General features: G+C 70.1%; 24 protein-coding genes. 9 read left to right on the forward strand and 15 right to left on the reverse strand.

The features are described 5' to 3' along the window. Positions 1–153: 153 nt before the first annotated feature. The 4 genes from PKH97_RS01830 to PKH97_RS01845 are packed head-to-tail and all read right to left on the reverse strand — an operon-like array spanning position 154 to position 5,946. The gene (locus PKH97_RS01830; protein ID WP_324385693.1) at positions 154–1,125 is read right to left on the reverse strand and encodes a lysylphosphatidylglycerol synthase domain-containing protein; all 972 of its coding nucleotides are present in this window, start codon (positions 1,123–1,125) and stop codon (positions 154–156) included. Next, positions 1,122–2,945: a glycosyltransferase family 4 protein gene (locus tag PKH97_RS01835; RefSeq protein ID WP_324385694.1), complete on the reverse strand. Its 1,824-nt coding sequence runs from the start codon at positions 2,943–2,945 to the stop codon at positions 1,122–1,124. The genes PKH97_RS01830 and PKH97_RS01835 overlap by 4 nt, the downstream gene beginning before the upstream one ends. Next, the gene (locus tag PKH97_RS01840) at positions 2,942–3,889 is read right to left on the reverse strand and encodes a glycosyltransferase family 2 protein (RefSeq protein WP_324385695.1); all 948 of its coding nucleotides are present in this window, start codon (positions 3,887–3,889) and stop codon (positions 2,942–2,944) included. The genes PKH97_RS01835 and PKH97_RS01840 overlap by 4 nt, the downstream gene beginning before the upstream one ends. Before the next feature lie 38 nt (positions 3,890–3,927). Further along, positions 3,928–5,946, reverse strand: coding sequence for a hypothetical protein (locus PKH97_RS01845; protein ID WP_324385696.1), 2,019 nt, complete (start codon positions 5,944–5,946; stop codon positions 3,928–3,930). 48 nt (positions 5,947–5,994) lie between these two features. On the opposite strand from PKH97_RS01845, the gene PKH97_RS01850 reads away from it, so the two are divergent. Continuing rightward, entirely contained in the window at positions 5,995–6,675 is a 681-nt protein-coding gene (locus PKH97_RS01850; protein ID WP_324385697.1) for a TIGR03089 family protein, read from the forward strand. Here the strand turns inward: PKH97_RS01850 and PKH97_RS01855 are convergent. Next, complete coding sequence (locus PKH97_RS01855) at positions 6,668–7,777, reverse strand: peptidoglycan-binding protein (protein ID WP_324385698.1); 1,110 nt, start codon at positions 7,775–7,777, stop codon at positions 6,668–6,670. The two genes, PKH97_RS01850 and PKH97_RS01855, sit on opposite strands and share 8 nt — an antisense overlap. Positions 7,778–7,941: 164 nt before the next feature. Between PKH97_RS01855 and PKH97_RS01860 the strand changes: the two genes are divergently transcribed. From PKH97_RS01860 to PKH97_RS01870, 3 genes are read left to right on the forward strand one after another with little or no spacing between them, the layout of a single operon-like run. After that, positions 7,942–8,730: a CoA transferase subunit A gene (locus PKH97_RS01860; RefSeq protein WP_324385699.1), complete on the forward strand. Its 789-nt coding sequence runs from the start codon at positions 7,942–7,944 to the stop codon at positions 8,728–8,730. A 3-nt stretch (positions 8,731–8,733) separates the two neighbouring features. After that, entirely contained in the window at positions 8,734–9,372 is a 639-nt protein-coding gene (locus PKH97_RS01865; RefSeq protein ID WP_324385700.1) for a CoA transferase subunit B, read from the forward strand. Next, on the forward strand, positions 9,369–10,157 hold the full coding sequence (locus tag PKH97_RS01870; protein ID WP_324385701.1) for a thioesterase family protein: 789 nt from the start codon (positions 9,369–9,371) through the stop codon (positions 10,155–10,157). The genes PKH97_RS01865 and PKH97_RS01870 overlap by 4 nt, the downstream gene beginning before the upstream one ends. Here PKH97_RS01870 and PKH97_RS01875 read toward each other — a convergent pair whose 3' ends face one another. Both PKH97_RS01875 and PKH97_RS01880 read right to left on the reverse strand, forming a co-directional pair. Continuing rightward, entirely contained in the window at positions 10,158–12,353 is a 2,196-nt protein-coding gene (locus PKH97_RS01875) for a SpoIID/LytB domain-containing protein (RefSeq protein ID WP_324385702.1), read from the reverse strand. After that, complete coding sequence (locus PKH97_RS01880) at positions 12,350–13,381, reverse strand: glycosyltransferase family 2 protein (protein ID WP_324385703.1); 1,032 nt, start codon at positions 13,379–13,381, stop codon at positions 12,350–12,352. Before PKH97_RS01880 ends, PKH97_RS01875 begins: the two co-directional genes overlap by 4 nt. An 81-nt stretch (positions 13,382–13,462) precedes the next feature. Between PKH97_RS01880 and PKH97_RS01885 the strand changes: the two genes are divergently transcribed. Beyond that, entirely contained in the window at positions 13,463–14,716 is a 1,254-nt protein-coding gene (locus PKH97_RS01885; RefSeq protein ID WP_324385704.1) for an LCP family protein, read from the forward strand. A 4-nt stretch (positions 14,717–14,720) separates the two neighbouring features. Here the strand turns inward: PKH97_RS01885 and PKH97_RS01890 are convergent, their stop codons facing one another. Then, positions 14,721–15,881 carry an acyl-CoA dehydrogenase family protein gene (locus PKH97_RS01890; RefSeq protein ID WP_324385705.1) on the reverse strand — a complete coding sequence of 387 codons (1,161 nt, stop codon included), beginning with the start codon at positions 15,879–15,881 and terminating at the stop codon, positions 14,721–14,723. 66 nt (positions 15,882–15,947) lie between these two features. After that, positions 15,948–17,018 carry an LLM class F420-dependent oxidoreductase gene (locus tag PKH97_RS01895; protein ID WP_324385706.1) on the reverse strand — a complete coding sequence of 357 codons (1,071 nt, stop codon included), beginning with the start codon at positions 17,016–17,018 and terminating at the stop codon, positions 15,948–15,950. A gap of 61 nt (positions 17,019–17,079) precedes the next feature. Between PKH97_RS01895 and PKH97_RS01900 the strand changes: the two genes are divergently transcribed. Continuing rightward, a complete protein-coding gene (locus tag PKH97_RS01900) occupies positions 17,080–18,267 on the forward strand; it encodes a nucleotide sugar dehydrogenase (RefSeq protein WP_349255522.1) in 1,188 nt (395 codons plus the stop codon). Between the two features lie 28 nt (positions 18,268–18,295). After that, a complete protein-coding gene (locus tag PKH97_RS01905) occupies positions 18,296–18,742 on the forward strand; it encodes a CoA-binding protein (RefSeq protein ID WP_324385707.1) in 447 nt (148 codons plus the stop codon). 9 nt (positions 18,743–18,751) lie between these two features. On the opposite strand, the gene purE is transcribed toward PKH97_RS01905, so the two are convergent. Both purE and PKH97_RS01915 read right to left on the reverse strand, forming a co-directional pair. Continuing rightward, positions 18,752–19,267 (reverse strand): 5-(carboxyamino)imidazole ribonucleotide mutase, encoded by a 516-nt coding sequence (gene purE / locus PKH97_RS01910; protein ID WP_324385708.1) that lies wholly within the window; start codon positions 19,265–19,267, stop codon positions 18,752–18,754. Further along, on the reverse strand, positions 19,264–20,433 hold the full coding sequence (locus PKH97_RS01915; RefSeq protein ID WP_324385709.1) for a 5-(carboxyamino)imidazole ribonucleotide synthase: 1,170 nt from the start codon (positions 20,431–20,433) through the stop codon (positions 19,264–19,266). The genes purE and PKH97_RS01915 overlap by 4 nt, the downstream gene beginning before the upstream one ends. Positions 20,434–20,481: 48 nt before the next feature. On the opposite strand from PKH97_RS01915, the gene PKH97_RS01920 reads away from it, so the two are divergent. Then, positions 20,482–20,997: a GtrA family protein gene (locus PKH97_RS01920; RefSeq protein WP_324385710.1), complete on the forward strand. Its 516-nt coding sequence runs from the start codon at positions 20,482–20,484 to the stop codon at positions 20,995–20,997. On the opposite strand, the gene PKH97_RS01925 is transcribed toward PKH97_RS01920, so the two are convergent. The 4 genes from PKH97_RS01925 to PKH97_RS01940 are packed head-to-tail and all read right to left on the reverse strand — an operon-like array spanning position 20,898 to position 24,483. Further along, positions 20,898–21,941 (reverse strand): HAMP domain-containing sensor histidine kinase, encoded by a 1,044-nt coding sequence (locus PKH97_RS01925; protein ID WP_324385711.1) that lies wholly within the window; start codon positions 21,939–21,941, stop codon positions 20,898–20,900. The genes PKH97_RS01920 and PKH97_RS01925 overlap by 100 nt on opposite strands. A 6-nt stretch (positions 21,942–21,947) precedes the next feature. After that, positions 21,948–22,619 (reverse strand): response regulator transcription factor, encoded by a 672-nt coding sequence (locus tag PKH97_RS01930; protein ID WP_324385712.1) that lies wholly within the window; start codon positions 22,617–22,619, stop codon positions 21,948–21,950. Continuing rightward, positions 22,616–23,674 (reverse strand): adenylate/guanylate cyclase domain-containing protein, encoded by a 1,059-nt coding sequence (locus PKH97_RS01935; protein WP_324385713.1) that lies wholly within the window; start codon positions 23,672–23,674, stop codon positions 22,616–22,618. The genes PKH97_RS01930 and PKH97_RS01935 overlap by 4 nt, the downstream gene beginning before the upstream one ends. A gap of 26 nt (positions 23,675–23,700) precedes the next feature. Beyond that, positions 23,701–24,483: a biotin--[acetyl-CoA-carboxylase] ligase gene (locus tag PKH97_RS01940; protein WP_324385714.1), complete on the reverse strand. Its 783-nt coding sequence runs from the start codon at positions 24,481–24,483 to the stop codon at positions 23,701–23,703. A gap of 23 nt (positions 24,484–24,506) precedes the next feature. Here PKH97_RS01940 and PKH97_RS01945 point away from each other — a divergent pair, with 23 nt between their 5' ends. Further along, complete coding sequence (locus tag PKH97_RS01945; RefSeq protein WP_324385715.1) at positions 24,507–26,111, forward strand: acyl-CoA carboxylase subunit beta; 1,605 nt, start codon at positions 24,507–24,509, stop codon at positions 26,109–26,111. Positions 26,112–26,244: the final 133 nt, after the last annotated feature.

The following is a 26,244-nucleotide window of genomic DNA, read 5'->3' on the forward strand; positions in this document are numbered from 1 at the left end:
GGGCGGGCGGTGCCCCGCCGCGCTTCGACGCGACGCTGGATCCCGACGCGCGCCCAGAGCACGTGCTCGGCTCCGCGCTTGGCGACGGCGAGCAGCCGGCCGCCAGGTGGTGCCGCGACTTGGGAGGGTGTGGCAGCGCTCATACGGGAAAACCTACGTCCTGCTGCTCATGTGCTCGGGCAGCAGGTGGTGGGCGCGCGCCCAGGCCCAGCCGATGCCCGCCCACAGCACGTCGGCGATCACGGTGACGAAGCGGGCCAGCACGACGACCGCCGTCGCGGCCGGCGTCGTCATGACGCCGACGAGCAGCAGCACGAGGATGCCCTCGCGGACGCCGACACCGGCCGGCAGCAGGATGCTGGCCATCCCGATGGCGGCCGCGAGGCAGAAGCCGCTGATGCTGACCAGGGCCACCTCGCCGCCCGAGCCGGTCAGGCCCCGGATGTCGCGGGCGAAGGCCCACACGATCGCCCCGGTGCTCAGCCAGGCGAGCGTGGTCCACGCGGCCGCGGCCACGATGGCGCGGCCGTTGAAGTCGTGCTCGAGAGGTTCGCGTCGCAGCAGGCGCAGGCCGGTCGCGATCGCCCGGTTGAGCAATGGCGGCCAGAGGGCACCGAGGAGGAGCACGACGGCAATTCCGATGAGCGGCAGCGCGTCCCCGCCACCGCGACCGAGCAGCGCGGGCACCGCCGGCAGGCCGACGAGCGCGCCGCAGAGCAGGGCGAGGGCCATGGTGACCAGGCCGACGACGCCGGTGCGCCGCCGTGGGACGTCGAGGCGTGCGGCGATTTCGGCCTGGGCGAGCACGCTCCATACCGACCCCGGGAGGTATTTGCCGAGTTGACCGACGAGGAAAACCCCGCTGGCTGGGGCCACGTGCAGCGGGCTGCCGAGATCCGCGAGCAGGGCCCGCCACCCGAGCATGCTCAGCGCTGGCGAGGCGATACCGAAGGCCAGCGCGAGCACCCACGCCGACGCCGAGACCTCACCGAGATGATCGGCCACCGCGGACCAGTTCTTGGCGAGCGCGATCGCCACCGCGATCAGCACGAGCGCTGCCAGCGCGATCCGGATCAGCGCGAACGCGCCGCGCCGCGCCGGTCGCGCCGCGTCCGGCTCGCTCACCGACGGCGCCAGGTCAAGCGCGGTAGCCCGTATGCCGCGCGCGGGTCGCGCGCGTGCGTCTGGGCATAGCGCATACGGGAGGTCAACTCCCCGTCCAGATCACCGACGAGCCGCAGCCCGGCGTTGTCGGCGTGGGCGAGCACCGCGCGCAGATCGGCCGGGCCGAGTGTCCCGGGGACATCCTGCGGGCCGAGCGCGACCGTGGTGATCAGCAGGCCACCCGAGCGCAGGGCCCACGTCGCCTGCCCGAGCAAGTCGGCGAGTTCTTCGGCCTCGGCATCGGTCGGATGCAGTCGCGTCAGGACATCGATGGAGCCAGGATCGACGTCGAGCTCGTCGCCGACCTCGAACTCCAGCGGGGCGAACCCGATGGCGCGTGCCCAGGACGCGAAGGGTGACGTCGGCCCGGACTGATCGACGATAAGCGCCGACCGGTGCCCGTCGTCGCGGACCCGCAGCACGGCGGCAAGGCCGCCGATCGCCGCCCAGCCGCCGACCTTGGAGCCGCGGCGCGGCAGGCCCAGGCTGCGCACCAGATCGCGGGTGTCGTCGGCGTCGGAATCGCTGGCCAGCACATCCGTCGGGTGGATCCAGTCCGGCAGGTCGCCCGGCGCGAGCTCGATCCGCGGCCGCAGGCCGGCCACCGCCCCTTTGGCCCGGTCGCGCAGGGTGATCCGCGAGCGCGAGCGGGGCTCGGTGGCGAAGCTCATGGCCAGGGCCTCGATGGTGCCGAGGTAGGCCGCCCAGGGGCCGCTCAGGTCGGGCGGCTCGACCCCGCCCCGCAGGCGGCGGACAACGTCCGGGTCGGCCAGCTCGCGCAATGCCGCAACGAGGGCATCATGATCGCTCGACGGCACGAGCAGGCCGTCGACACCGTCGGTGACATCGTCGCCGAAGCTGCCGACCTTGGTCGCGAGAGCGGCCAGGCCGTGCTTGTGCGCGAGCAGGGCGTTCTGCGAGGCCGTGGCCGTGCGATAGGTCAGGGCCAAGACGTCGTGCTGCGCGAGCAGATCGGCGATCTCGGCCGCCGGGACGTAGCCGGAACGGATCGAGACCCGGCCGTCGATCCCCGGCAACTGCGCGGCCTCGCGGACCCGGTCGCCGGCCTCGCCCCACGCCTCACCCGCGACGGTCAGGGTCGGTCCGGGCACATCGGCGAGCGCACGGACCAGGTCGTCGATGCCCTTGTAGGGTCGAACGAGGCCCAGAGCGAGCAACCGGGCCGGGCCGGCATACGGCTCGCGGGTCGCGGGCTCGCCACCGGGCAGGTGCGGCGGCAGGGGCACGGTACGCACGAGCTCGGCCCCCAGGGCGGCCGCGACATGGGCCTGTTGGGGGGTGTGGACGATGACGGCGTCCAGGCGTCGAAACAGCGAGCGCACCAGGGCTTCGTCGCCGGGGCGCGACTCGTGCGGGAGCACATTGTGGGCGATGGCGACAAAGCGCGGGGCCGACCCACCGGAGGTGGCCGCCTTGTGGATGGCCAGCAGGGTGGGCACGAGTTGCGGAACGACGTGGACGACGATGACGACGTCCGCGGACCGGATCGCGCGGCCCACCCGGACCCACGAGTCCGGGCGGTTCCAGGACAGCGGCCGGGTCGCGGCCCGAAAGGGCGGCACCTCCGGCTCGTCCATCGGGACCTCGATCTCCCCGGGATAAAGCATCTTGGGGTAGAGCCGCTTCCAGGAGAGCAGCTCGACGCGGTGGCCGGCCGCCTGCACATGGTGGGCGAGTTCGGTCGTGTGCACCGCGACCCCGCCCTTGAACGGATGGGTGGGGCCGATGATGGCGACCTTGAGGGCCGCGTCGTCGCTCACACGCCGTCCCGCGAGCGGACGACGAGGTCGGCGAGGAGAGCGAGTGAGCCGATCATCAACCCGCTGACGATGAGCAGAATCGTGTTGGCGGGGAAATAGAACGGGTGGCGAACCATATCGACGACGCCCTTGACCAGGCCGATCACGAACAGCCACAGGGCCATCGGCATCAAAACCTTGAGCGGGTCGAAATACATGACCATCCGCAGCACCTGCAGGATGTAGCGGTAGGCGTCATTGACGAAGTGGAATTTGCTGGTGCCGGCGCGCTTGGCATAGGCCGTCGGGACATAGCGGATGTCGTGCTGATTGGACAAGAAGGCGATCGTGATCGTGGTGACGCACGAGAAGCCGGCCGGGAGCAGCCGCAGGTAGGGCAGGGCGACGCTGCGACGGAAGGCGCGCAGGCCGGAGTTGAGGTCCGGGATCTGCTGGTTGGTCAGGCGCTCGGCGATCTTGCGGATCAACCACTTCGCGGGGACGCGGGCCCACTTGTGGGTGCCCTCCTCGGTCGTGCGGGCACCGACGACCTGGTCATAGGTCGGGTCGTCGAGCAGGATCCGCACGAGCTCGGGGATGCGCTCGTTTTCGTAGGTCATGTCCGCATCGGTCCACACGACGATCTCGCCGTATGCCTGCTGGGTCCCGATCCGCCGGGCCGTGCCCGACCCGCCGTTGCGACGGAAGGGCATCAAGCGGATATTCGGGTCGTCGTGGGCGGCCCCCGTGAGGACCTCGAGGGTGTTGTCGGTGGAGGCGTCGTCGATGCAGAGCAGTTCATAGCTCAGGCCGCTGGCCAGCATCGCCGCCGTGATGCGCTCGATCTCCAGCAGGACGTGCTCGCCCTCGTTGTAGCACGGCAGGACAATGGTCACGAGGGGGCGCCGGGCCGGGTCCGGCACGGCAACAGCGGTCTCGACGGTCGGGGTGACGAACTCGGTCATGGTGGTTACGAGGGTACCCGGCCGCGCCCGCGCGCTTGTCAGGCCGGGGCCGGGGCGAGCCAGACGTCCAGGGACAGCGGCACCAGGGACGCGGGACGCTCGATCAGCAGGCGGGGCTCTTCGAGGACGGTGACGTCGACGGCCTGGGTGGGGGTCGCGCCCAGGGCCGTTAGCGCGTCGGCAGAGTCCGCGGCGAGCAGGATCAGGCGGGAACCAGCCGGGAGGGCGGCGGCGATCTCGGAGACAGCGGACCGCAGCGCTGCCGGGTCGCGCCGCAGGGCGGTGGTCGTCGACAGGGCCGGACGGCCGCACTGCCCACGCACGACCTGGGGCCACTCGTTTGCGGCCCGCGAATCGACGGCCAGCACGACATCGCCGTCGACGAGGGCATGACAGACCGAGACGATCGCGCTCAATGATCCGCGCTCGACCCGCTCCGTCCGGTGCGGCCAGCTCGCGAGCGCGGTCGGCACGGCCAGCGCGGCGACGCAGGCGGCCGCCAGGATCCGGAACGCCCGCCGGTGCCGAGCGGGCCCGCAGCGCCACAGCCATGCGGCGGCCGCAACCACCAGGACGACGACAAGCGGGATCGCGATCACCAACCGCCGCTCGGCCCACGGATGGTCCGGCGTGATCCCGGGCCGGTAGAGCGTCAGCAGCGTCGAGCCCGCGGCCACCACCAATGGCCCGGACCATGCCGGCAGAACCTCATCCGCCTGCCACGCCAGCGCCATCCGACGCACCCCCCAAGCCAGGGAGACGAGCGCGGTCACCAGGGCGATCGGTCCGACCCACCAGGCCAGCCAGGTGACCGATTGCTCGGCATAGGTCCGGCCGCCGTCGATTGGCAGTCCTTGACGCAATTGCAGGCCCGCAACCACGTGGGAGCCGGGGTCCTCGGCGCTCTGCCGCACCGTCATGACCAGGGGTCGCAGGGCCAGGGCCACGCCGATGACCAGCACCGCGATCATCAGGGCGGCGGACAAGGAGCGACGAGCGGCGTCGGGCAGGCCCATCCCTCGACGAGCCGCCACGAGGGTCGCCGCACCGGCCAGCGCTAGCACCACCGCAAGGGCCACGAGCGGCACCAGGCTCGCGGCAATGCTCCCGAGGTACTCGCGGGACAGGGCCAACCCAGCCGCAAAGGACACGCCGACACCGATGCCTGCCCCCGCCAGTAGGGCCCGCGGCCACCTGCGCTCCTGGATCGCCCCGAGAGCGGCCACCGGGATCAGAAGCATGGCCTCGCGCAGTGCGTCGATGCGCACCAGGCAGGTCCCGCCGATCAGCAGCCCGGCCATGAGCGCGGCCCGCCGGTCCTCGTGCCGCGCCGCGAGCACACAGCCGAGCAGCCCGGCTGCGAGCGTGACCAAGGCCAGTGGCTCGGAGTAGGTCGCCCGGGCCACGTGCAGCATCGGGAAGGTCAGCGCGGCCAGCGCGCCGGCGACCGGTCCCCACCACGGCCCGACCGTGACGGCGGCCAGGATCGAGAGCCCGAGGACGCCGAACGCCGACAACCACGCCGGCTGCACGAGCATCGCGCCGATCCCCCCGATCCAGTCACCGAGCGAATAGATCGCGGCCGGCCCGATCACGAACTGCGGTTCGATCGCCGGCGCCCCGGCCGAACCGACCTGATAAAAGGCCGGACTCGCCAGCGTGATGCCGGGGATCCCGAGAACCGCCGCCCCACCGAACGCGGCCGGATCGATGGCCAGCACCCGGTGCCCAGTCTCGGCCAGGGCCAGGGCCGCTTGCAGATTGGACCCGGCGTCCCGTCGCGGCAGCACTTGCCCGTTGTGGGTGGCCGCCGCCCACCAGCCGGCGGCCAGGGCAACCGCCAGCATTGCGAGCGCCGGCCCGACGCCGATCGGCACCGGGCGCACCGGGCGGACCAGCAGCGCCAATCCGGCCAGCATCACCGCGAGCAGGGGCCAGACGACCAGCGGCCGCCACCACCCGAGCCCCCCGAGCACGGCTGCCAACGCCGAGGTCGCGACAAGGAGCGAGCCGAGCACCAGCAGGGCCCGCTGCACGACGTCCCCGATTGCGGTCACGGCGGCCAGCCTAGACAGCACCACCGACTCCCCACCTACGATGCCTCGGTGCGCCCCGACCACCTCCTCCCCCACCTGCTGCGCAGCGACCCTGCCCGGCCGCGCATCACGTGTTACGACGACCGCACCGGCGAGCGCATCGAACTCTCCGCGCGCGTCCTGAACAACTGGGTCGCCAAGGCCGCGAACCTGCTGCAGGAGGAGTTCGACGCCGGCCCGGGCACCGTGGTCGCGATCGACCTGCCCCCACACTGGCGCACGCTCTACTGGACGCTGGCCGCCTGGGCCACCGGGGCGACGGTGAGCCTGCCGCCACCGGCGACACCGGATGTCCTCGTGACAACGGACCCGGCCGCTCCCACCGACGCCCCGCTCGTCGTCGTCACCCTCGCGGCGCTGGCCCGCCGGGCCACATCCACCCTGCCCGCCGACGCCGTCGACGAGGCCCGCGAACTCGCCGGCTTCCCCGACACCTTCGGCGCTTTCCAGGAGGCCGCCGACTCCGATCTCGCCCTGGTCGCGGCCGGCGAGTCCAGCACCTATGCCGATCTCGCGGCCTACGTGCGCGTCACCGGCATGGCCCGAGCGCGTGTCCACACCGAGACCGAGGACCTCGAGACCTTCCTGCGCCTGGCGATCAGGACCTATGCGGCCGACGGCTCGCTCGTGCTGACGGTCGGCGGCCCCGCCCCCGCCGACCGGCTGCGCGCCGAGGGCGTCGCTAGCTGAGGGCCCGTTCGAGCTCGCGGTCGAACTCGGCCTGCCGCATCCGCGAGCGCAACTCCTCATCCAGCGCGGCCCACGTCAGGGTGCGGATAACGCCGGTCTGGGCGATGCGGTACTTCCCCTGCACCCGCTTGACGGCGGCCAAGGTCGACGAACCGAACTCGCCGTCCTGCGTCACCCGCAGTGCCCGTTGCGCATCCTTGACCGCCTGCCCGGTCATGCCCGAGCGGAGCACGGTGGTGGTGCGGTATTTGATGAGCGGATACTGGAGGCGCTCCATCTGATTCCAGACACCTTTGTTGACCCACCCGTTGACGTTCAAGCTCCACTTCGTCTGGAACTTGCGCACTGCGGCAGTGGTCTGCGGCCCGTAATCGCCATCGACCGTCACGCCCGGCAGATTCTTCTGCGCGAGGGTGACCGCCGCGCCGGTGGCGCCCGGCTTGAGGACCGTGTCCTTGTATTTCGTGAACTCGGTGTCGACGCTCACCAGCGGCCCGGTCGCGGTCGAGCACTTGGCGGCGCTCCACGTCTTCAGTGCAACGCCGGTCCACCAACTCGTGCGCTTGCACGCGCCGTCCCAGAAGAAGCTGAAGTGGATGTGGTCGGTGTGCGGCACCGCACCGGTGTAGGTCGACCACGTCTCCGGGTTCCGATAGGCCTTCCACACCTTGTGGTTCCAGACGATGAACATGATCCCGAAGCGCCGCGCATTCGCGCCATAGACGCCATTGACCGGCTTGGTCAGCCAGGTCGTGACCGCGTCCGCGATCTCCTTGTCGGCCGCATTGCCGGCGTTGAGCATCCAGTCCAGGGCCCGGCCGTCGTAGTGCTGGCTGTCATCGGACTGGCACGGCCGCACCGTCCCGTAGGAGAGCCGGTTGTAGTGCGTCGACATCAGCGTGGCGAAGTCGGCGACACCCGGCTTGGTCACCTGATCGCAGGTCGTCTGCGGTTCGTAGCTCGGGTCGAGCACGTCGACGGCCGAGGGCAGCGGCTGGGGTGGGGTGGGCGGCGGGGGAACCGCGGCATACGCGGCGATGGGGACGAATCCGAGCGCGGCCGCGGTGGCGGCGACAGCGGCGCGACGAGGGCGTATGGGCACGGGTGGACACTCCTGGATGAGCCGGCTGCGTCGAGCCGGGGCCGTCGCGGGACGACACGCGGGCGGCGGCCGCCGTCGGTGGCGGGCCGCATCATTTGTCCCACGAGTCACACCGAAAGGCAAGGCCCAGGGGCGTGTCTTCAGGCACGGCATACAGTGAGGTCATGGACAAAGTCGTCGTCAATGCCGCCGACGCAGTCGCCGATATCACCGACGGCGCCACCCTCGCCGTCGGCGGTTTCGGGCTGTGCGGAGTTCCCAGTGTCCTGATCCAGGCGGTGCACCACGCCGGCCCTGTGGGGCTGACCGCGGTCAGCAACAACTGCGGTGTCGACGACTGGGGCCTGGGCATCCTGCTTGCCGACCGCCGGATCGCGACGATGATCAGCTCCTATGTCGGTGAGAACAAGGAGTTCGAGCGGCAATTCCTCGCCGGCGAACTCGAAGTCCACCTCACACCCCAAGGCACCCTCGCCGAGAAGCTGCGCGCGGGCGGATCGGGGATCCCCGCCTTCTACACCGCGACCGGCGTGGGCACCCAGATCGCCGAGGGCGGTCTCCCCTTGCGGTATGCCGCGGACGGCACCATCGCGCTCGCCTCACCGCCGAAGGCGACGGCCGAGTTCACCGTGGGCGGCGAGACGCGCACCTACGTCCTGGAGGAAGCGATCTCGACCGACTTCGCGCTCGTGCGGGCGTGGAAGGGCGATCGACACGGCAATCTGATCTACCGCTCGACAGCCCGCAACTTCAACCCGCTCGCCGCGATGGCCGGCCGGGTGACGATCGCCGAGGTCGAAGAGCTGGTCGAACCCGGTGAGCTCGACCCGGACCAGATCCACACCCCGAGCATCTTCGTCCAGCGCGTCGTCCCGCTGACCCCGCAGCAGGCGGCGAACAAACGCATCGAGCGCCGCACCACGCGCCCGCGCCCGGCGAGCCAGGAGGGCTGAGCGATGGCACTGACCCGCGAAGAAATGGCGGCGCGCGCGGCCCGCGAACTCCACGACGGCGACTACGTCAACCTCGGCATCGGCCTGCCCACGCTGGTCCCGAACTACGTTCCCGACGATGTGCACATCGTGCTGCAGTCGGAGAACGGCATCCTCGGCATCGGCCCCTACCCGGTCGAGGGCGAGGAGGATGCCGACCTGATCAACGCCGGCAAGGAGACCGTCACCCTGCGCCGGGGCGCCAGCATCTTCGACTCGGCGACCAGCTTCGGGATGATCCGCGGCGGCAAGGTCGACGCGGCCATCCTCGGTGCCATGCAGGTCTCCGTCACCGGCGACATCGCCAACTGGATGATCCCCGGCAAGATGGTCAAGGGCATGGGCGGCGCGATGGACCTCGTGCACGGGGCCAAACGGGTGATCGTGCTGATGGAGCACGTGGCCCGGGACGGCTCCCACAAGATCCTCGCCGAGTGCGCACTCCCGCTGACCGGCAAACGGGTGGTCCAGCGGATCATCACCGACCTGGCGGTCATCGACGTCACGGATGCCGGCTTGGTGCTGCGCGAGCTCGCGCCGGGCGTCAGCGTCGACGAGGTGCGCGCGGCGACCGGGCCCGAGTTGACGCTCGACCTGGGATGACCGCGCCGGAGGCGTACTACCTGCCCCTCGGCGAGGGGTGCTTCGAGTCGACCACCGCGACGCAGAGCCCGTGGGATTTCGCGGCCCAACACGGTGGCCCGCCGTCCGCCTTGTGCGTGCGCGAGATCGAGCGCCATCACGACGACCCCAATATGCGCGTCGCCCGCTTCACCGCGGACTTCCTGGCACCCATCCCCCAGGGCGTATGCCGTGTCACCACCCGCACGGTCCGCCCCGGTCGGCGGGTGGCGCTGGTCGAAGCCGAACTCACCTTCGGTGAGCGGGCAGCGGTCGTCATGCGCGCCTGGCTGATCCACCGGGAGGACGACCGGGCCGAGCCGGCCGACTGGGCGCCGCCCGCGCGCGGGCTGCCCGGCCCCCAGGAGCAGCGCTATTTCCCCGGCATGGACCCGGCGTGGGGCTACGGCCGCAGCATCGAATGGCGTTGGGCGAGCGGCGCTTTCGACATCGAGGGGCCGGCCGCGGTCTGGGCCCGGCCGCATACGGCAATCGTGGCGGGCGAGGCGCCGACCCCCACGCAGCTGGTGGCGGCGGTCGCCGACTCGACCAATGGCATCAGCGCTCCGCTACATCTCGACGGTTGGCTGTTCATCCCGCCGAGCATCACCGTCACCTGCCTTCGGCCCGCCGAGGGCGAGTGGATCTACCTCGATGCGGCGACCCATGTCGCTGCCGACGGGATCGGCGTCGCGCACGCGACCATCTCGGACGCGCGCGGCTTCGTCGCCTATGCGACCCAGCCGGTGCTCATCGACCGCCGCTGATCAGGACTCGGCGGCCGCCTGCACGCTCGCGTCGTCCACATGGCTCGATCCGCCGATGACCGTCAGCGTGCCGAGCCAGTTCAGCGTCTGCAGATAGCGCGCCACGGCGCTGGGCAGATGGTCGTGGATCGCCAGCACCGTCGGGCGGCCCAGCGGCGCGCCGAGCAAGGCATCCATCAAGAAGCCGTCGTCGCCGGCGGCCAAGACCACCTTGCTCCCGGGCATCTTGGGTGCGAAGAAGCCCGCGACGGCGACCGAGACTTCATAGCGATTGGCGCCGGAGAGGCGGATCGTGCTGATGCCGCGGTTCTGCAGCGTGGAGACCACCAGTCCCGACACCGATGCGGGACCGCCCACGACCTGGGTGGTCGTGGGCTTCAGCGTGTCGATCGCCGCTGCGGCAGCCGCGCCGAGGTCCGCCGCCGGCGTGAACAGGATCGGCGAGCGCGTGCCGACGGCCGGGCCACCGACGCTGACGGCGTCCGGCAGGGCGGCACCGCCGACGACGACGGCATTGGTGACCTGCTTGATCTGGCCCATCCGCAGCGCGACATTCTTCGACACCTCGTAGCGGTCCGCGCCGTCGATCCGGCTCACCGTCAATCCCCGCGCCGTCAACTGGTCGAGCACCCGCTGATCGACAGAGTTGGCGCCTCCGATGATCACGGCGTACTTCAGGGACGACACCCGGCGATTCAGCTCACCGACGGTCGGCATCGGCAAGGCGTACTGATCGGTGAGCAGCAGAGGCGCACCAAGCGTCTTCGCCAGCGGCGGCGCGGCAACGGCGTCGGGCAGCTTCGCGGGGTCGGCACTGACGAGCACCACGGTCTGCGCATCCACTGGGACACTGCGCGCGACCGCCGCCGCCAGGGCGCTCTGATCTGCTCCCGTCACCCGTTCCACGCGGTGGCGGACCCAGGAGGAGGGCAGACCGAGCCGCGCGGCGAAGGTCGTCCCCGCCACCTTCCCGGTTGCTCCGTTGCCGGCATACGCATAAACGGTGCCGAGCGCATGGGCCTGGGTGCGCCTGCTCAGATCGAGACGGGCGACATCCGACACGCCGGCCGCCGCCGCCAGGTCGGCCCCGGAGACAGTGCGCGTCCACGACAGATAGGGATTGCCGGGTTTGGTCGACCACGGATCCGCGGCACTGATCAGATAGGGCAGCGCCGTCCCCCACGCCTCGGCGCTCGACTGCGTCCACCCGCCATTGCTCGGCGAATAGAAGGCGCGGATCACGCTGCCGGCGTATTTCGGGACCTGACCGGTCGTCGCGCTGCCACCCGAGCGCACGGCGGCCTTCCACGCGTCCCAGGTAGGGAGATTGCCGCTCGCCGGATACCCGGCGAACACCTGGTCGTCCGTGTTGTTGTAGACATGGCAGCCGCATGAGGGGCGCAGGCCGTCCTTGATCTTGCTCAGCGCATAGGCGCGCGCGGCCGCGGCTTGGGCTTGCAGCGCACCGGCCGGCCACGACCAGGGCATCTCCGCGATCCGGTCGAGATACTCATCGTGCAGTCGCACCCGCAGTCCGACCTGCACCGCCGTCCCGGTGTCCGAGGGGGTCACGGTGAGGATGCCGACGTCAAAACGGTTGGTGCCGACATTGGCCAGAGTCTTACCGTCGGCGAAGCGCATCGTGACCGTGCCGCCGCTGACTGTCGTCCGGCCGGTGCACGCGGCGCACGACGCGGTCACGGTGGACCCGGATCCGGTGAAGGTCACGCTCGTGCTGGCCCCACCGGACATGGTGACGCCCCCGGCACTGACCGTGAAGGCCCCGCCGCCGGCCGCGAGTGCCGAGGTCGTGACCGTCGAACTGGTCACGTGGTCCTGGACATTGACCACCAACGTCATCGCGTCGGCGGCCGGGCCCATCGTGGTGCCCGGATAGTAGAACTTCAGGATCTGCGCGGCCTTCCACCCGGCGTTGGCCTGGGCGAGCGCGCCGTACTGGCTCATCCCCACGCCATGCCCGGCGCCCGCTCCGGTGATCGTCCAGTTCGCGGCCGCGGCAGACCCGGCGCTGGGCGTCTGCGCCCGGTCGACCCCCCATTGGCCGTATGCCGCACCGCCTCCCGCAGCGCTGGGCGCTGCCGTCGCCGCCGGCACCGACACGGTAGCGAGGGCGATCACAGCGGCACCGGCCGCGGCACGCAGGCCGCGGACAGCGGCATACCGGCGAGTGGTCATAACGATCCTCCAGTTCGTGGATCGGCGATCCGTCCGCGCGCCAGTTCCGGCGGCGAGGAGAGATAGCCGACTCCCCATGCCCAGTGCATGACGGCCAGCGCGACCGGCGTCAACGCGCGCGTGCGGGGCTTCTCGCCGCGTGCGGCGAGGAGTCCCCCCACCGTCACAGCCCCCGCATACGCCGTCGGAACCAACCATGCCGGACGCCACACTAACCCCACAAGTCCCGCGGCCGCAGTCCCGAGCACCATCGTCGGCGGCGCGAGATAGCGCAGATTGATCGAGCCCTCGTGGTGCCGGGCGATGACATGGCGCCACCGGCCGTAGTGGAAGTATTGCCTGGCCAGGGCACCGGGCGTGCTCCGCGGGCGGTAGGTGACGACCAGGTCGGGTGTGAACCAGATCCGCCCGCCGCGGGCTCGGATGCGGTGGTTCATCTCCCAGTCCTGCGCCCGCTCGTAGTGCTCGTCGAAGCCGCCGACGGCGACCAGGGCGGCCCGCCGAAAGATCCCGAGATAGACCGTTTCGGCGGGGCCGGCGACACCACCGACGTGGAAGGCGGCATTGCCCACGCCGATCCGGCTGCGCATCGCGGTGGCGACGGCGCGCTCGAAATCGGTGCGTCCGCTGGCATGCATCACGCCGCCGACATTGTCGGCCTCCTGGGCGATCAGGGTCGAGACGCCGATGCGCAGGTAGTCGACCGGGATCTCGGCGTGTCCGTCGACCCGCGCGATGATCTCGCCGCGCGAGGCCCCGATGGCCGCGTTGAGGGCGGCCGGCGTCTTGCCGGTGGGGTTGGGGACGAGACGAATGCGCGCGTCGCGGCCCGCGAGCACGGCGGCCACCTCGTCGGTCCGGTCGCTCGATGGGCCGAGCGCGAGCACGATCTCCACCTCACCGGGGTAGTCCTGAGCCGAGATCATCGCGACCGCATCGGCCAGGTGCCGCTCCTCGTTCAGGATGGGCACGATGACCGACACGAGCGGCCATTCGGTGGGCAAATCTGCAGTCTGCGGCGTCGGCACGCCCCAAGTATCCCGGCTCGGGTCAGGTCGGGCGTTTACCCTGTCCGGCATGACCCGGCCCGTCGAGCGTTTGGTGCGCACGTGAGCGATCGCTTCGACGGACGTGACACATCGGGCGACGCGCGGGCCATTCCCCAGCGGCGCCGGATGCCGTCCGCGACTCCCCCCGCACCGCCCGTCGGCGACCCCACCCAGGCGCTGCCCACCCAGCCGCGCGACCCGTATGTCGGCTGGCACGACGACGATTTCGACGCTCCCCCCGCGTGGTCACACCGGCCGGAGCCGACGATGCCCACCGGGCCGGCAGCTCCGCCGGCCAGGCCGAGCCGGCCCGAGCGGCTGGTTCCGCCACCGAGGCCGCGGGGCACCGGGCATACGGTTCGGCGGGTCGTGGCGTTGCTGCTCGTGACCGCGATCGCCTGGGTCGCGGCGACGATCTGGGCCGTCCACGGCGCCTGGTCGAGCGTTGGGCGCGTCGATGCCACCCCGGCCGACGGCCACATCTCCGACACGGCCGGTAGCAACTACCTGATGGTGGGCTCCGACGCCCGCGCCAAGCTGACGCCGAAGCAGCGCAAGGAACTGGGCACCGGCTACGCCGAGGGGGCGCGCACCGACTCGATCATGGTGCTGCACACCGGCGGCGGCGATCCGACGCTGCTGTCGATCCCGCGCGACTCCTATGTGGAGATCCCGGGGCACGGGATGAACAAGATCAACGCCGCCTTCGCCATCGGCGGCCCGCCGCTGCTCGCTGCGACCATCGAGAAGTCGACGGGTCTGCACCTGGACGGCTATGTCGAGATCGGGTTCGCTGGCTTCGCCAACCTCGTCGACGCGGTCGGCGGGGTGCGGATGTGCCTACCGCACGCGATGAACGACGAGAAGGCGCACATCGACCTGCCGGCCGGCTGCCAGACGCTGAACGGCAAGAACGCCCTGGGCTATGTCCGGGCCCGCTACTCCGACCCCGAGGGCGACCTCGGGCGCGTCAAGCGGCAGCGGCAATTCCTCGGCGCCCTGATGGGCAAGATCGGCACGCCCTCGACGGTGATTTTCCCCTGGCGCCTGCACTCGATCGGCACGTCCGCGGGCAGCGCCGTCGCCATCGGCAGCGATGACGGGATGATCGGCACCTCGCGGGCGTTCCTCGGGCTGCGCGCGGTCGCCGGGGGCAAGGGCAACTCCGTGACGGTGCCGGTCTCCAACCCCGGCCTGCCGACTGCGGCCGGGCTTGCCGTCGAGTGGGACGCCGCCGGCGCCGAGCGCCTGTTCAGCGCCCTGCGAGGTGACGACGCGATCCCGGCCGATCTGCTGCCGACCAAGGCCCCTTGACCCGTCAGCGCAACAACTGGCGGGCCATGACGATCCGCTGGATCTGATTGGTGCCCTCGTAGATCTGGGTGATCTTGGCGTCGCGCATCATCCGCTCGACCGGGAAGTCTTTGACATAGCCGGCGCCACCGAGCAGCTGCACGGCGTCGGTGGTGACCTTCATCGCGACATCCGAGGCGAAGCACTTTGCCGCGGCCCCGAAGAAGGACAGGTCCCGGTCATGCCGCTCCGACTTGGCCGCGGCCACATAGACCAGTTGCCGCGCCGCCTCGAGCTCCATGGCCATGTCCGCGAGCATGAACTGCAGGCCCTGGAACTCGGCGATGGCCTTGCCGAACTGCTTGCGCTCCTTGACATAGGCCAGCGCCACGTCCAGGGCCCCCTGCGCCACTCCGACGGCCTGGGCGCCGATGGTGATCCGGGTGTGGTCGAGCGTCTTCAACGCGACCTTGAGCCCCTCACCGCGCGCACCGACCATCCGGTCCTCGGGGATGGTGCAGTTGTCGAAGAGCAACTCGCGCGTCGGGCTGCCCTTGATCCCGAGCTTGCGCTCCTTCTCCCCGAAACCGAATCCGGGGTCGGACTTCTCGACGACGAAGGCGGTGACATTCGCCCCGCGGCGACCACCGGGGTCGGTGACGGCCATGACCGTATAGAGCTCTGCCACACCGGCATTGGTGATCCACGCCTTGCCACCGTTGAGAGTGAAGGTGCCGTCGCCGTTGTCGCGGGCCTGGCAGGTCATGCCGGCCGTGTCGCTGCCGGCCTCGCGCTCGGACAGGCCGTAGGCGAACCCCTCACCCGCCGCGAGCCTGGGCAGGTAACGCTTCTTGACCTCCTCGCTCGCCGCGATCATCAGCGGCATCGAGCCGAGCTTGTTCACCGCCGGGATCAGCGACGCCGAGACATCGGCTCGCGCGACCTCCTCGATGACGATGCAGGTGGCGAGCGCGTCGGCGCCCACGCCGTCATACTCCTCGGGCACGTGCGGCGCGAAGAACTCGGACGCCACGAGCGCGTCGTGCGCCTCCTGCGGGTAGCGCGCCTGCTCGTCGACGTCCGCGGCATACGGAGCGATCTTGTCGGTCGCAATGTCGCGGATCGCGTCCCGGATCGCCTCGTGGTCCTCGGAAAGCCGGTAGGTGTCGAAGTCAGGGTTGGTCATATCGCCAGGCTAGACCGCGGCGCCGAGACCAGCCGCCGCGAGGTGACCGCGGTCATACCAGGCGCGTCAGTCGCGGCCGGGCAGGTGCCAGCGCCGGTGGTGCGGCTGCTCGGGCGAGGCGTCCGAGAGCGCCGGGATCACCTGCTGCTCGAAGAGCTCGACCCCGGAGAGGTCGTAGGCCGCCTCGGCGAAGTAGCAGATGGCATACGCCATGCCCAGACCTTCCAAGGCGACCAGGCGCTCGGCGATCTGCTCGGGCGTCCCGACGGCGGGGCCGTTCTTGATGCCGGGCAGCTGGGCCTGCAGGATCTGGTCGGGCACGCCGGCTCGCTTGTAGTGGTCGACCAGCCAGGCGAGGCGGTCGTCGATCTCCTTCTGGTTTGCGCCGATGACAACGTTGTAGTTGGCCGTGCGGGTGATGGACCCGAAGTCGCGGCCGATGTCGCGGCAGTGCCCCGCCAAGATCGCCGACTTGGCCGCGAACCCCTCGAGCGAGCCGTCGAAGTTGGTGTAGTCGGCATACTCGGCCGCGATGCGCAGCGTCTTCTTCTCCCCGCCACCGGCGATCCACATCGGTATGCCGTTGCTCGCCGATCCGGGGGCGCTCGTGCCCTGCAAGGGGCGCGGCCAGACCTGTGCCCCATCAACCTGGTAGTGCTCGCCGGCAAGCGTGGCCGAGCCCGTGGTCCATGCCTGGCGGAAGATCTCGACGCCCTCGCGCAGCCGGCCCAGTCGCTCGCCCGCACTGGGGAAGCCGTATCCATAGGCGCGCCACTCGTGTTCGTACCAGCCCGCGCCGATGCCCATCTCGACCCGCCCCTCGGAGATCACATCGACCGTCGCCGCGACCTTGGCGAGATAGGCGGGGTCGCGGTAGCTCATGCACGTGCACATCTGCCCGAGCCGCACCCGCCCGGTCACCGCGGCAAAGGCGGACATCAGCGCCCAGGCCTCGTGCGTCGCTTCCTGGCTTGGCATCGGGACGGTGTGGAAGTGGTCGTAGACCCAGATCGACTCCCACTCGGCCTGGGCGTCGGCGCGCCGCGCCAGGCCGGCCATCACGCCCCAGTGCTGGTCGGGGTCGATGCCGGCGAGGTCCATGCGCCAGCCCTGCGGGATAAACATTCCGAATCGCATGCCCGCAACGCTACCCGCGCGTGAACTCAGCCCGGCCCACCGCCGCTTAGACTCCCCAATCGTGTCCACCCCCGCCGCACCCGCCACCATCGCCGTCGTCGGCACCTCGTATGTCGGTCTCTCGCTGGCGATGCTGCTCGCCCGGCAGAACCGCGTCTTCGCCCACGACATCGATGCCCGCAAGATCGCGATGCTGCAAGCGGGCGAGAGCCCGATCAGCGACCCGGACATCGAGCGCTTCCTGAATCAGGAGCGCCTCGACATCACCTATACGGTCAGCCCGGACGAGGCGTATGCCGAGGCCGAGTTCGTCATCATCGCGACGCCCACGAACTACGACGAGGTGACGAACTACTTCGACACCCGCTCGGTCGAGTCAGTGATCCGGGACGTCCTGCGCATCAACCCGGACGCCGTCATGGTCATCAAGTCGACGATCCCGGTGGGGTTCACCGCGGGTGTGCGGCGGCGGCTGGGCACCGAGAATGTCATCTTCTCCCCGGAGTTCCTGCGCGAGGGCCGGGCCCTGCATGACAACCTGCACCCCTCGAGGATCGTCGTCGGCGAGGTCAGCGATCGTGGCCGTCGGTTCGCGGATCTGTTGGCCGCGGCAAGCGAGGACGACGACACACCGGTCCTGCTGACCGGATCGACCGAGGCGGAGGCGATCAAGCTGTTCGCCAACACCTATCTGGCGATGCGCGTCGCCTACTTCAATGAGCTCGACACCTTCGCCTCCACGCACGGCCTCGACACCCGCCAGATCATCGAGGGCGTCGGGCTGGACCCGCGGATCGGCAGCCACTACAACAACCCGTCCTTCGGCTATGGCGGCTACTGCCTGCCGAAGGACACGAAGCAATTGCTGGCGAACTATCAGGACGTGCCCCAGACGATGATCAGCGCCATCGTTGATGCCAACACCACCCGCAAGGACTATGTCGCAGCCGACATCGTCTCGCGCCGCCCGCGCGTTGTGGGCGTCTACCGGTTGATCATGAAGGCCGGCTCGGACAACTTCCGCTCCTCCTCGGTGCAGGGCATCATGAAGCGGATCAAGGCCAAGGGGATCTCGGTGATCGTCTACGAGCCCGAGCTGGAGGATGCGTCCTTCTACGGCTCCGAGGTGGTGCACGACTTCGCCGAGTTCAAGGCCCGCAGCGATGTGATCGTCGCCAACCGCCGTGCCCCCGAACTCGCGGATGTGGCCGACAAGATCTACACCCGCGACCTCTTCGGCTCGGACTGACCGGGGACTTTGCTGCCATAGTGAACCGATGACACTGACTCATCTGAACGACCCGGACCTGATCTACGACCTGCTCATCGATCCTGGCATCTGGGTCATCGTCGGCCTCTCCGACAACCGCGAGCGGGACGCCTGGCGGATCGCCCGCTATCTGAAGTACGAGCTCGACAAAGGCATCATCCCGGTCCACCCCAAGGCCGAGACGGTCCACGGCGAGCCGGGCTACGCGAGCATCTCCGACATCCCCAACGGCGTGGACGTCAAGGTCGTCGACTGCTTCGTCAACTCCCAGCATGTCGCAGCGGTGGTCGACGAGGTCATCGCCAACAAGGACCGCCTCACGATCGACGCCATCTGGATGCAGTTGGGCGTCAAGGACGCCGCGGCCGCCGACCGCGCGCGCCGCGCCGGCCTCGACGTCGTCATGGACACCTGCCCCAAGATCGAGAACAAGCGCCTCATGCCCGGGCGCTGACGCTCGGCGTCAGCCGCCCGCCCGTCCCCGCAGCGCCGCCCCCTTGGCGTATGCCGTGTCCCGCAGCCCCGCCTGAAAGCTCACCATGGCCGCCCGCACCCGGGCCGCCTCCTCGCCCTCCCCGCACCCGAGGATGCGGGCCGCGAGCAGCCCGGCATTGCGAGCTCCGCCGATCGAGACCGTCGCGACCGGCACCCCGGCCGGCATCTGCACGATCGAGAGCAGCGAGTCCATCCCGTCCAGATAGGTCAGCGGCACCGGCACCCCGATCACCGGCAGCGGCGTGACCGACGCGAGCATCCCGGGCAGGTGCGCCGCCCCGCCCGCGCCCGCGATCACGACCCGCAATCCCCGGGCGGCGGCCTCGCGGCCATACGTGATCATGTCCTCGGGCATCCGGTGGGCAGAGACGACATCGGCCTCAAAGGCGATTCCGAACTCCTGCAAGGCAATTGCCGCTTGCTCCATCACGGGCCAGTCACTATCGCTGCCCATGACGAGGCCCACGAGCGGGGATTCGGTCATTCGGTGATCACTCCCGAGAGATAGTCCGCGGCGTGCCGGGCACGCTCGCTCAGTTGCGCCCGGTCGGCGCCGACGACATTGACATGGCCGATCTTGCGGCCGGGCCGAACACCCTTGCCGTACATATGCATTCGCAGCCCGGGATCCCGCGCGAGCAGGTGGCGGTAGGCCGGATAGAGCTGCGGATAGTCGCCCCCCAGCACATTGGCCATCACCGTCACCGGCGCGAGCGGCGTCGGCGCACCGAGCGGCAGATCGAGCACCGCACGCAAATGCTGCTCGAACTGCCCGGTCACGGCGCCGTCCATGCTCCAGTGGCCGCTGTTGTGCGGGCGCATCGCGAGTTCGTTGACGACGAAGCCGCCGTCGAGGGTCTGGAAGATCTCCACCGCGAGCACCCCCGTCACGGCCAGTTCTCCGGCCAGTCGCAGCCCGGCGAGGGTCGCTTCGGCGGCGAGTTCGTCAGCGAGACCCTCGGCCGGAGCCTGCACCTCGACGCAGATGCCGTCTTGCTGGATCGTTTCGACGACCGGCCACGCGGCCGCCTGCCCCGAAGGCGAGCGCGCGATGAGGACGGCCAGTTCGCGCACGAAGTCGACGCGCTCCTCCAGCAGGACCGGTCCACGCTCGAGCCACTCCGCGACGTCTGCCGGGCCGTCGATCACCAGCACGCCCTTGCCGTCGTATCCGCCGGTGGGCACTTTGGCGATGACCGGCCACCCGACCTCCGCCCCGAAGGCGGCGACGTCGTCGGCGGACTGCGCCGCCTGCCACCGCGGGCACGGTATGCCGAGTTCCCCCAGCCGCGCACGCATCGCGAGTTTGTCCTGGGCGTAGAGGAGCGCGGCGGGCGACGGATGCATCGGTATGCCGGCGTCGGCCAGTGCCGCCAGCACCGGGGCCGGAACGTGCTCGTGGTCGAAGGTGATGACATCGCACTCCCGGGCGAAGGCGAGCACCGTCGCCGGGTCGCGGTAGTCCCCGACCGGGGCCCAGCGCACCGCCTGGGCGGCGGAGCCGTCCGCTTCTTCGGCGAGGACCGCGAGCGTGATGCCGAGTTCGATGGCCGGGCCAGCGCACATACGGGCAAGTTGACCGCCGCCGATGATGCCGACGACCGGGAAGCCCCCCGGGGCGCGCAGGGGCGTCGAAGGGGTCGCGTCCACCCCGTGAGAATACCCGTGGTCCCCAGCAGCCGCGGTTACGCTTTGGCAGTGTCCACGACCTCCAGCCCACTCGTCTGGGCCCGCGGCACCATCGACACCCTGTGGCGCGAGGTCGTGAAGTTCGGCATCATCGGTGCGCTCGCCTTCGTCATCGACGTCGGCCTGATGAATGTCCTGCGCCACACGGTGCTGGAGGACAAACCGACCACGGCCAAGGTCGTCTCGGCGAGCGTCGCCACGGTCTTCTCGTGGCTCGGCAACCGGCAGTGGACTTTCCGTCATCGCCGCAACCGGTCGGCACCGCACGAGTTCACCCTCTTCGTGGTGACCAATGTCGTCGCGCTGGTGATCGGGGCGGGCGCGATCGCCTTCTCGCACTACGGCCTCGGCCTGACGACGCTGGTCGCCGACAATATCGCCAACGTCTTCGGCATCGGCTTGGGCACCCTTTTCCGGTTCTGGGCCTACCGCAGGTTCGTCTTCGCCAAAGAACTCGAGGACGCCTCGGACAAGAACAACCCGAACAACGCCGTGTCCGCGCGGAGCAACTCCAACCGGCCGTAGTTGTTCTCGGCCAGGTCGCGGGCGAGGGCGAGCCCCAGGCCGGTCCCGGAGCTCGAGACCGACCGCTCGAAGATGTGGGCGGCGATCTCTGGAGCCACCCCGGGGCCGTCGTCGCTCACTTCGACGACCACGGTCGGGCCCGACCGGCGGGCGTGCACCGAGACCGTGCCCCGGCCGTGGGCCAGCGAATTCTCGATGAGCGTCGAGAGGATCTGCGAGAGCGCCGGTCTCGGGATGAGTACCTGCAGGCCCCGCTCCCCATGGACCCGCATGCTGCGGCGCGCCCCGCTCAGGGCCGGTTGCCACTCGCGTTGGAGGGCGGCGATCACCGAGTCGAGGGAGACGGCCGAGGTCTCGGCTGGGCGCCGCTTGGCGCGGCCCATGAGGTCGTCAACGACTCCTGCCAGGCGCTCCACCTGCGCGATCGCCGTCTCGGCCTCCTCACGCACGACGACGGGATCGTCGGTCGCCCCGATCTCCTCCAGCCGCAGCAACAGGGCTGCCAGCGGCGTGCGCAACTGATGGCTGGCGTCGGCGGCGAAGTCCCGCTCGGCACTGAGCGCCCGGCTCATGTCCATCGAACTGGCCGCGAGGACCTCGCTGATCTTGTCGATCTCGCGGATCCCGGTTGCGAGGGGCGTGGTCGACTCCTGGCCGGCCCCGAGCCGCTCGGCCTGGCCGGCCAGGGCGGTCAGCGGCGCGGTCAACTGGGCGGCCTGGCGCCGGGCGACGATCATGCCGATCGCCCCGGCCAGCAGGGCAAGCACCGCGAAGACGCCGAGGGCGACCAGCGCCAGCCCGGCCCCGCTGAGCGAGTTGCCCACGATCCGGTCGGACGGGGCGCGCGCGGCGAAGAGGACCACACTCCCGAACACCGGCACCATGACGATGACCAGGCAGGTCGCGACCACCAACATGGTCGATCGCAGGACGAGCGCACGCATCCGCCGTCAGCCGCCGCCCAGGTCCAAACGGAAGCCCACACCGCGGACCGTGGAGATGTAGCGGGGGCCGGCGGCGTCATCGCCGAGCTTGCGACGCAACACCGAGATGTGCATATCGAGCGTCTTGGTCGAGCCATACCAGTCGGTGTCCCAGACCTCGTGCATCAACTGCTCACGAGAGACGACCTTGCCGGCCTCGCGGTAGAGCACGCTGAGCAGGGCGAACTCCTTGCCCGTCAAGAGCAGCTCGCTGCCGTGGAAGAACGCGCGCCGGGCCTCGGTGTCGATGTGGAGGACGGCGGCCGGCTCGGGATCACTCGCCCCGCGCCGCAGCAGCGCGCGTGCCCGTGCCAGGAGCTCGGCGAGCCGGAAGGGCTTGGTCACATAATCGTCCGCGCCGGCATCGAGCCCGACGACCGTGTCGACCTCGTCGGCGCGCGCGGTCAGTATCAGCACCGGAACCTGCGCACCCGAGGCGCGCAACTGCCGGCATACCTCCAGGCCGTCCAGGGTCGGCAGGCCGAGGTCGAGGACGACGAGATCGACCCCACGCAGCGCCTCGTCCAGCGCCTCCTGACCGTCGCCGCGGACCTCGACCTCGTAGCCCTCCCGACGCAGCGCGCGCGCTAGCGGCTCGGCGATCGCGATGTCGTCCTCGGCGAGGAGCACCCGGGTCATGGTGTCATCGTATGAGGAAGGGCCGTCAGCGCTCTTCGCTCGCCATGACTGCGGGTCACCTCGCGCGGCGTCACCGCCCCGATCCCGCGCAGGTGCCGCCGCCGCTGTATACGCAAGGAGAAGCCCGACAACTCCGCCAGCCGCGCCGACAACTGCTCGTCGGCGAGCACCCGGCCGGATCCGGCGACCGCGGTCAGCCGGGACGCGCGGTTGACCGTCGTGCCGAAGACGTCACCGATCCGCGAGAGCACGGGGCCGTAGGCCAGCCCCACCCGCACGGCGGGGAGCATCTCCTCCTCCCCCATCGTGTCCACCAGATCGAGCGCAATCGCTGTGCCGGCCAACGGATCCCGCGAGACGAAGAGCACTTCGTCGCCCACCGTCTTGATCACCCGGCCACCGTGCGCGGTGACGATGTCCGAGGCCAGCCGCTCGAAACGCTGCACCATCACGGCCAGCTCCCGTTCGCTGGCCCGGCGCACGACCGACGTGAAGTTGACCAAGTCGGCGAAGCCGACGACCCGCCGCGGCCCGGCGCCCGCGTCCGTGGGGTCGGCATCGCTGACCATCCTGGTCACGGCGCCGAAGAGGTGACGCCGCCAGGCATAGGTGAGCAGCGGCTCCATCCGGTCGGCAGCCTGGGCCAGCCGCAGAGCCACCTCGCGGGCGGAGTCGAGGTCGACGTGCGAGTCAGGCGCGTCGTCGCCGGGGGCGAGCGACTCGGCGACGAGCTGGGTCTGCCAGACCGAGAGCCGGTCGGCCGTGCGGGCGACAGCGCGCGTCATGCTCAGGGCGAGTTGCTCATCCACCAGGCCCTCGGTCACCAGGTCGCGCAGTTGGTCGATCGCCTGTAGGTCAGCCGCGGTGACCGCGCGATCGGCGGGGTCGGCGGGGAAGCCGAGAGCGTGCCAGAAGGCGGCGACGGTCGGCAGTGGCACGGCCGGTGCTCCGTTGAGTGCGGTTGCCGCCGCGGTCAGTTCGGGCGCGGCCGCTGGGCCGAGGAGTTGGTCACGGACGCCCTGGAGGAACTCCAGGATCTCGGCGTTGTGGTCCATTGCTCTCCCTGCAGGCGATGCTGCGTCTACTCTCCCATGCGCACGTGACGCACGTCACCCGCAGCCAATGCGCGTGCCCGGCCATCGGCGTCGCGCACGAGCAGGCGCCCGTCGTCGTCGACACCGCTCGCGCGGGCACGCACGAGCGCGCCACCGCCACGGTCGATCTCGACGTCCGCGCCGATGGTGGTGCAGGCCGCGCGATACTCCGCCTGCGCAGACCGGAGGCGGTCGCCGCGGGCGAGCAGAACGGCATACGCCTCGCAGAGGGCGATCAGGTAGGCCGTGAGCACCGACCCACGGTCGAGTTCGCCGGGCGCGCGACCAGTGACGAGGGCGAGCGAGGTTGCCGTCGGCACGGGGAGTTCGTCTCGCTGATGGTCGACGTTCAGGCCGGTCCCGATGACGACACCCGCCGGCGTCACCTCGCACAGGATGCCGGCGAGCTTGCGGCCGGTGGCGGGATCGAGCAGGTCGTTGGGCCACTTGAGGTCGGCCCGTACGTCCACGCTCGCGGCGATCGCCCGGCGCAGTGCGAGGCCGGTGAGCAGCGGGAGCCAGCCCACGGCATACGGCGGGGTGGGCACGAGGACCGAGACGGCGAGACCCGCGCGGGGCGTCTCGCTCCAGGTGCGGCCGAGGCGCCCGCGGCCGCCGGTCTGGTAGTCGGCCACGACCGCGACCCAGGGCTCACGCTGATCCTGGGCGAGCGCATTGGTCGAGGTGACCTCGTCGTGGACATCGACGCGCGTGATCGACGTCTCCTTGATGCGGGCCTGGATTAGGACGGGATCGAGCGGGGGGCGCATGACGGCAAGGCTAGGCTCGGCGCATGGCCGATGACGTCGCTGGGCAGGAGTTGGACATCCACACCACGGCCGGCAAGCTGGCCGACCTCAAGCGACGCGTCGCCGAGGTCGCCAATGCCGGTTCCACGCGGGCGGTGGAAAAGCAACACGCCAAAGGCAAGATGACCGCGCGCGAGCGGATCGCGCTGCTGCTCGACGAGGGCACCTTCATCGAGATGGACAAGTACGCGCGCCACCGCAGCAACCAGTTCGGTCAGGAAAAGCATCGACCCTATGGCGATGGTGTGGTCACCGGCTACGGCCAGGTCGACGGGCGCACGGTGGCTGTGTTCGCACAAGACTTCACCGTCTTCGGCGGGTCGCTGGGTGAGGTCTTCGGCGAGAAGATCGTCAAGGTCATGGATTTCGCCATGAAAGTCGGCTGTCCGGTCGTCGGGCTGAACGACTCCGGTGGCGCGCGCATTCAAGAAGGTGTCGTCTCGCTCGGCCTCTATGGCGAGATCTTCCTGCGCAATGTGCATGCGTCGGGCGTGATCCCGCAGATTTCGCTGATCATGGGGCCGTGCGCTGGCGGGGCGGTGTATTCGCCGGCGATCACGGACTTCACGGTCATGGTCGACCAGACCTCGCACATGTTCATCACCGGCCCCGATGTGATCAAGACGGTCACCGGCGAGGAAGTGGCCTTCGAGGACCTCGGTGGGGCGCGCACGCACAACACGAAGTCGGGCAATGCGCACTACATGGGGACCGACGAGACCGACGCCATCGACTATGTCAAGGCGTTGTTGTCCTATCTGCCCTCGAACAATCTCGAGGAGCCGCCCGCCTTCGACGTGGAGAACGATCTCGACCCGACCGACGAGGACCGCGAGCTCGACACGCTCATCCCGGACTCGGCGAATCAGCCCTATGACATGAAGATCGTCATCGAGCACGTCGTCGACGACGGAGAGTTCCTCGAGGTCCAGCCCCTGTTCGCGCCCAACATCTTGATCGGCTTCGGCCGGATCGACGGGCGCAGCGTGGGCATCGTCGCCAACCAGCCGATGCAGTTCGCCGGCACGCTCGACATCGACGCGTCCGAGAAAGCGGCGCGTTTTGTGCGAACGTGCGATGCCTTCAATGTGCCGGTGCTCACCTTTGTCGATGTGCCGGGGTTCCTGCCCGGGACCGACCAGGAGTGGAATGGCATCATTCGGCGCGGCGCCAAACTCATCTATGCGTATGCCGAGGCCACCGTTCCCAAGGTCACCGTCATCACGCGCAAGGCGTACGGCGGCGCCTATGACGTCATGGGATCCAAGCACCTCGGCGCCGATATCAACTTGGCCTGGCCGACCGGGCAGATCGCGGTGATGGGCGCGCAGGGCGCGGTGAACATTCTGTATCGCAAGGAGTTGGCCGACGTCGCCGCGCAGGGCGGAGATATGGTCGCCGCCCGCCAGGGCTTTGTGACCGAATACGAGGACACGCTGGCCAATCCCTATATCGCGGCGGAGCGGGGCTATATCGACACGGTGATCTCGCCCTCGAACACCCGGATGAATGTCACCCGGGCGTTGCGAGCGCTGCGCACCAAGCGGCAGACCCTGCCGCCCAAGAAGCACGGAAACATTCCGCTGTGAGCGCCGAGTCGCAAGGCCCTCCGCCCCGCGTCGTGCGCGTGGTCGCGGGCAACCCGACGCCCGAGGAGGTGGCGGTGCTCGTTGCTGTGCTGGCCGCTGCCGGCGGGGACGACGTGGCGCAGTCGCGGGGACC

Origin of the sequence: Nostocoides sp., from assembly GCF_035343835.1 — a bacterium.
Classification (GTDB): Bacteria; Actinomycetota; Actinomycetes; order Actinomycetales; family Dermatophilaceae; genus Nostocoides_A; species Nostocoides_A vanveenii.

What these genes read in the sequence shown, in the direction of transcription:
- PKH97_RS01840 (WP_324385695.1), bottom strand. Translation starts at nt 3,889, where the DNA reads ATGACCGAGTTCGTCACCCCGACCGTCGAGACCGCTGTTGCCGTGCCG.
- PKH97_RS01860 (WP_324385699.1), top strand. Translation starts at nt 7,942, where the DNA reads ATGGACAAAGTCGTCGTCAATGCCGCCGACGCAGTCGCCGATATCACC.
- PKH97_RS01865 (WP_324385700.1), top strand. Translation starts at nt 8,734, where the DNA reads ATGGCACTGACCCGCGAAGAAATGGCGGCGCGCGCGGCCCGCGAACTC.
- PKH97_RS01870 (WP_324385701.1), top strand. Translation starts at nt 9,369, where the DNA reads ATGACCGCGCCGGAGGCGTACTACCTGCCCCTCGGCGAGGGGTGCTTC.
- PKH97_RS01875 (WP_324385702.1), bottom strand. Translation starts at nt 12,353, where the DNA reads ATGACCACTCGCCGGTATGCCGCTGTCCGCGGCCTGCGTGCCGCGGCC.
- PKH97_RS01890 (WP_324385705.1), bottom strand. Translation starts at nt 15,881, where the DNA reads ATGACCAACCCTGACTTCGACACCTACCGGCTTTCCGAGGACCACGAG.
- PKH97_RS01895 (WP_324385706.1), bottom strand. Translation starts at nt 17,018, where the DNA reads ATGCGATTCGGAATGTTTATCCCGCAGGGCTGGCGCATGGACCTCGCC.
- PKH97_RS01905 (WP_324385707.1), top strand. Translation starts at nt 18,296, where the DNA reads ATGACACTGACTCATCTGAACGACCCGGACCTGATCTACGACCTGCTC.
- purE (WP_324385708.1), bottom strand. Translation starts at nt 19,267, where the DNA reads ATGACCGAATCCCCGCTCGTGGGCCTCGTCATGGGCAGCGATAGTGAC.
- PKH97_RS01925 (WP_324385711.1), bottom strand. Translation starts at nt 21,941, where the DNA reads ATGCGTGCGCTCGTCCTGCGATCGACCATGTTGGTGGTCGCGACCTGC.
- PKH97_RS01930 (WP_324385712.1), bottom strand. Translation starts at nt 22,619, where the DNA reads ATGACCCGGGTGCTCCTCGCCGAGGACGACATCGCGATCGCCGAGCCG.
- PKH97_RS01935 (WP_324385713.1), bottom strand. Translation starts at nt 23,674, where the DNA reads ATGGACCACAACGCCGAGATCCTGGAGTTCCTCCAGGGCGTCCGTGAC.
- PKH97_RS01940 (WP_324385714.1), bottom strand. Translation starts at nt 24,483, where the DNA reads ATGCGCCCCCCGCTCGATCCCGTCCTAATCCAGGCCCGCATCAAGGAG.
- PKH97_RS01945 (WP_324385715.1), top strand. Translation starts at nt 24,507, where the DNA reads ATGGCCGATGACGTCGCTGGGCAGGAGTTGGACATCCACACCACGGCC.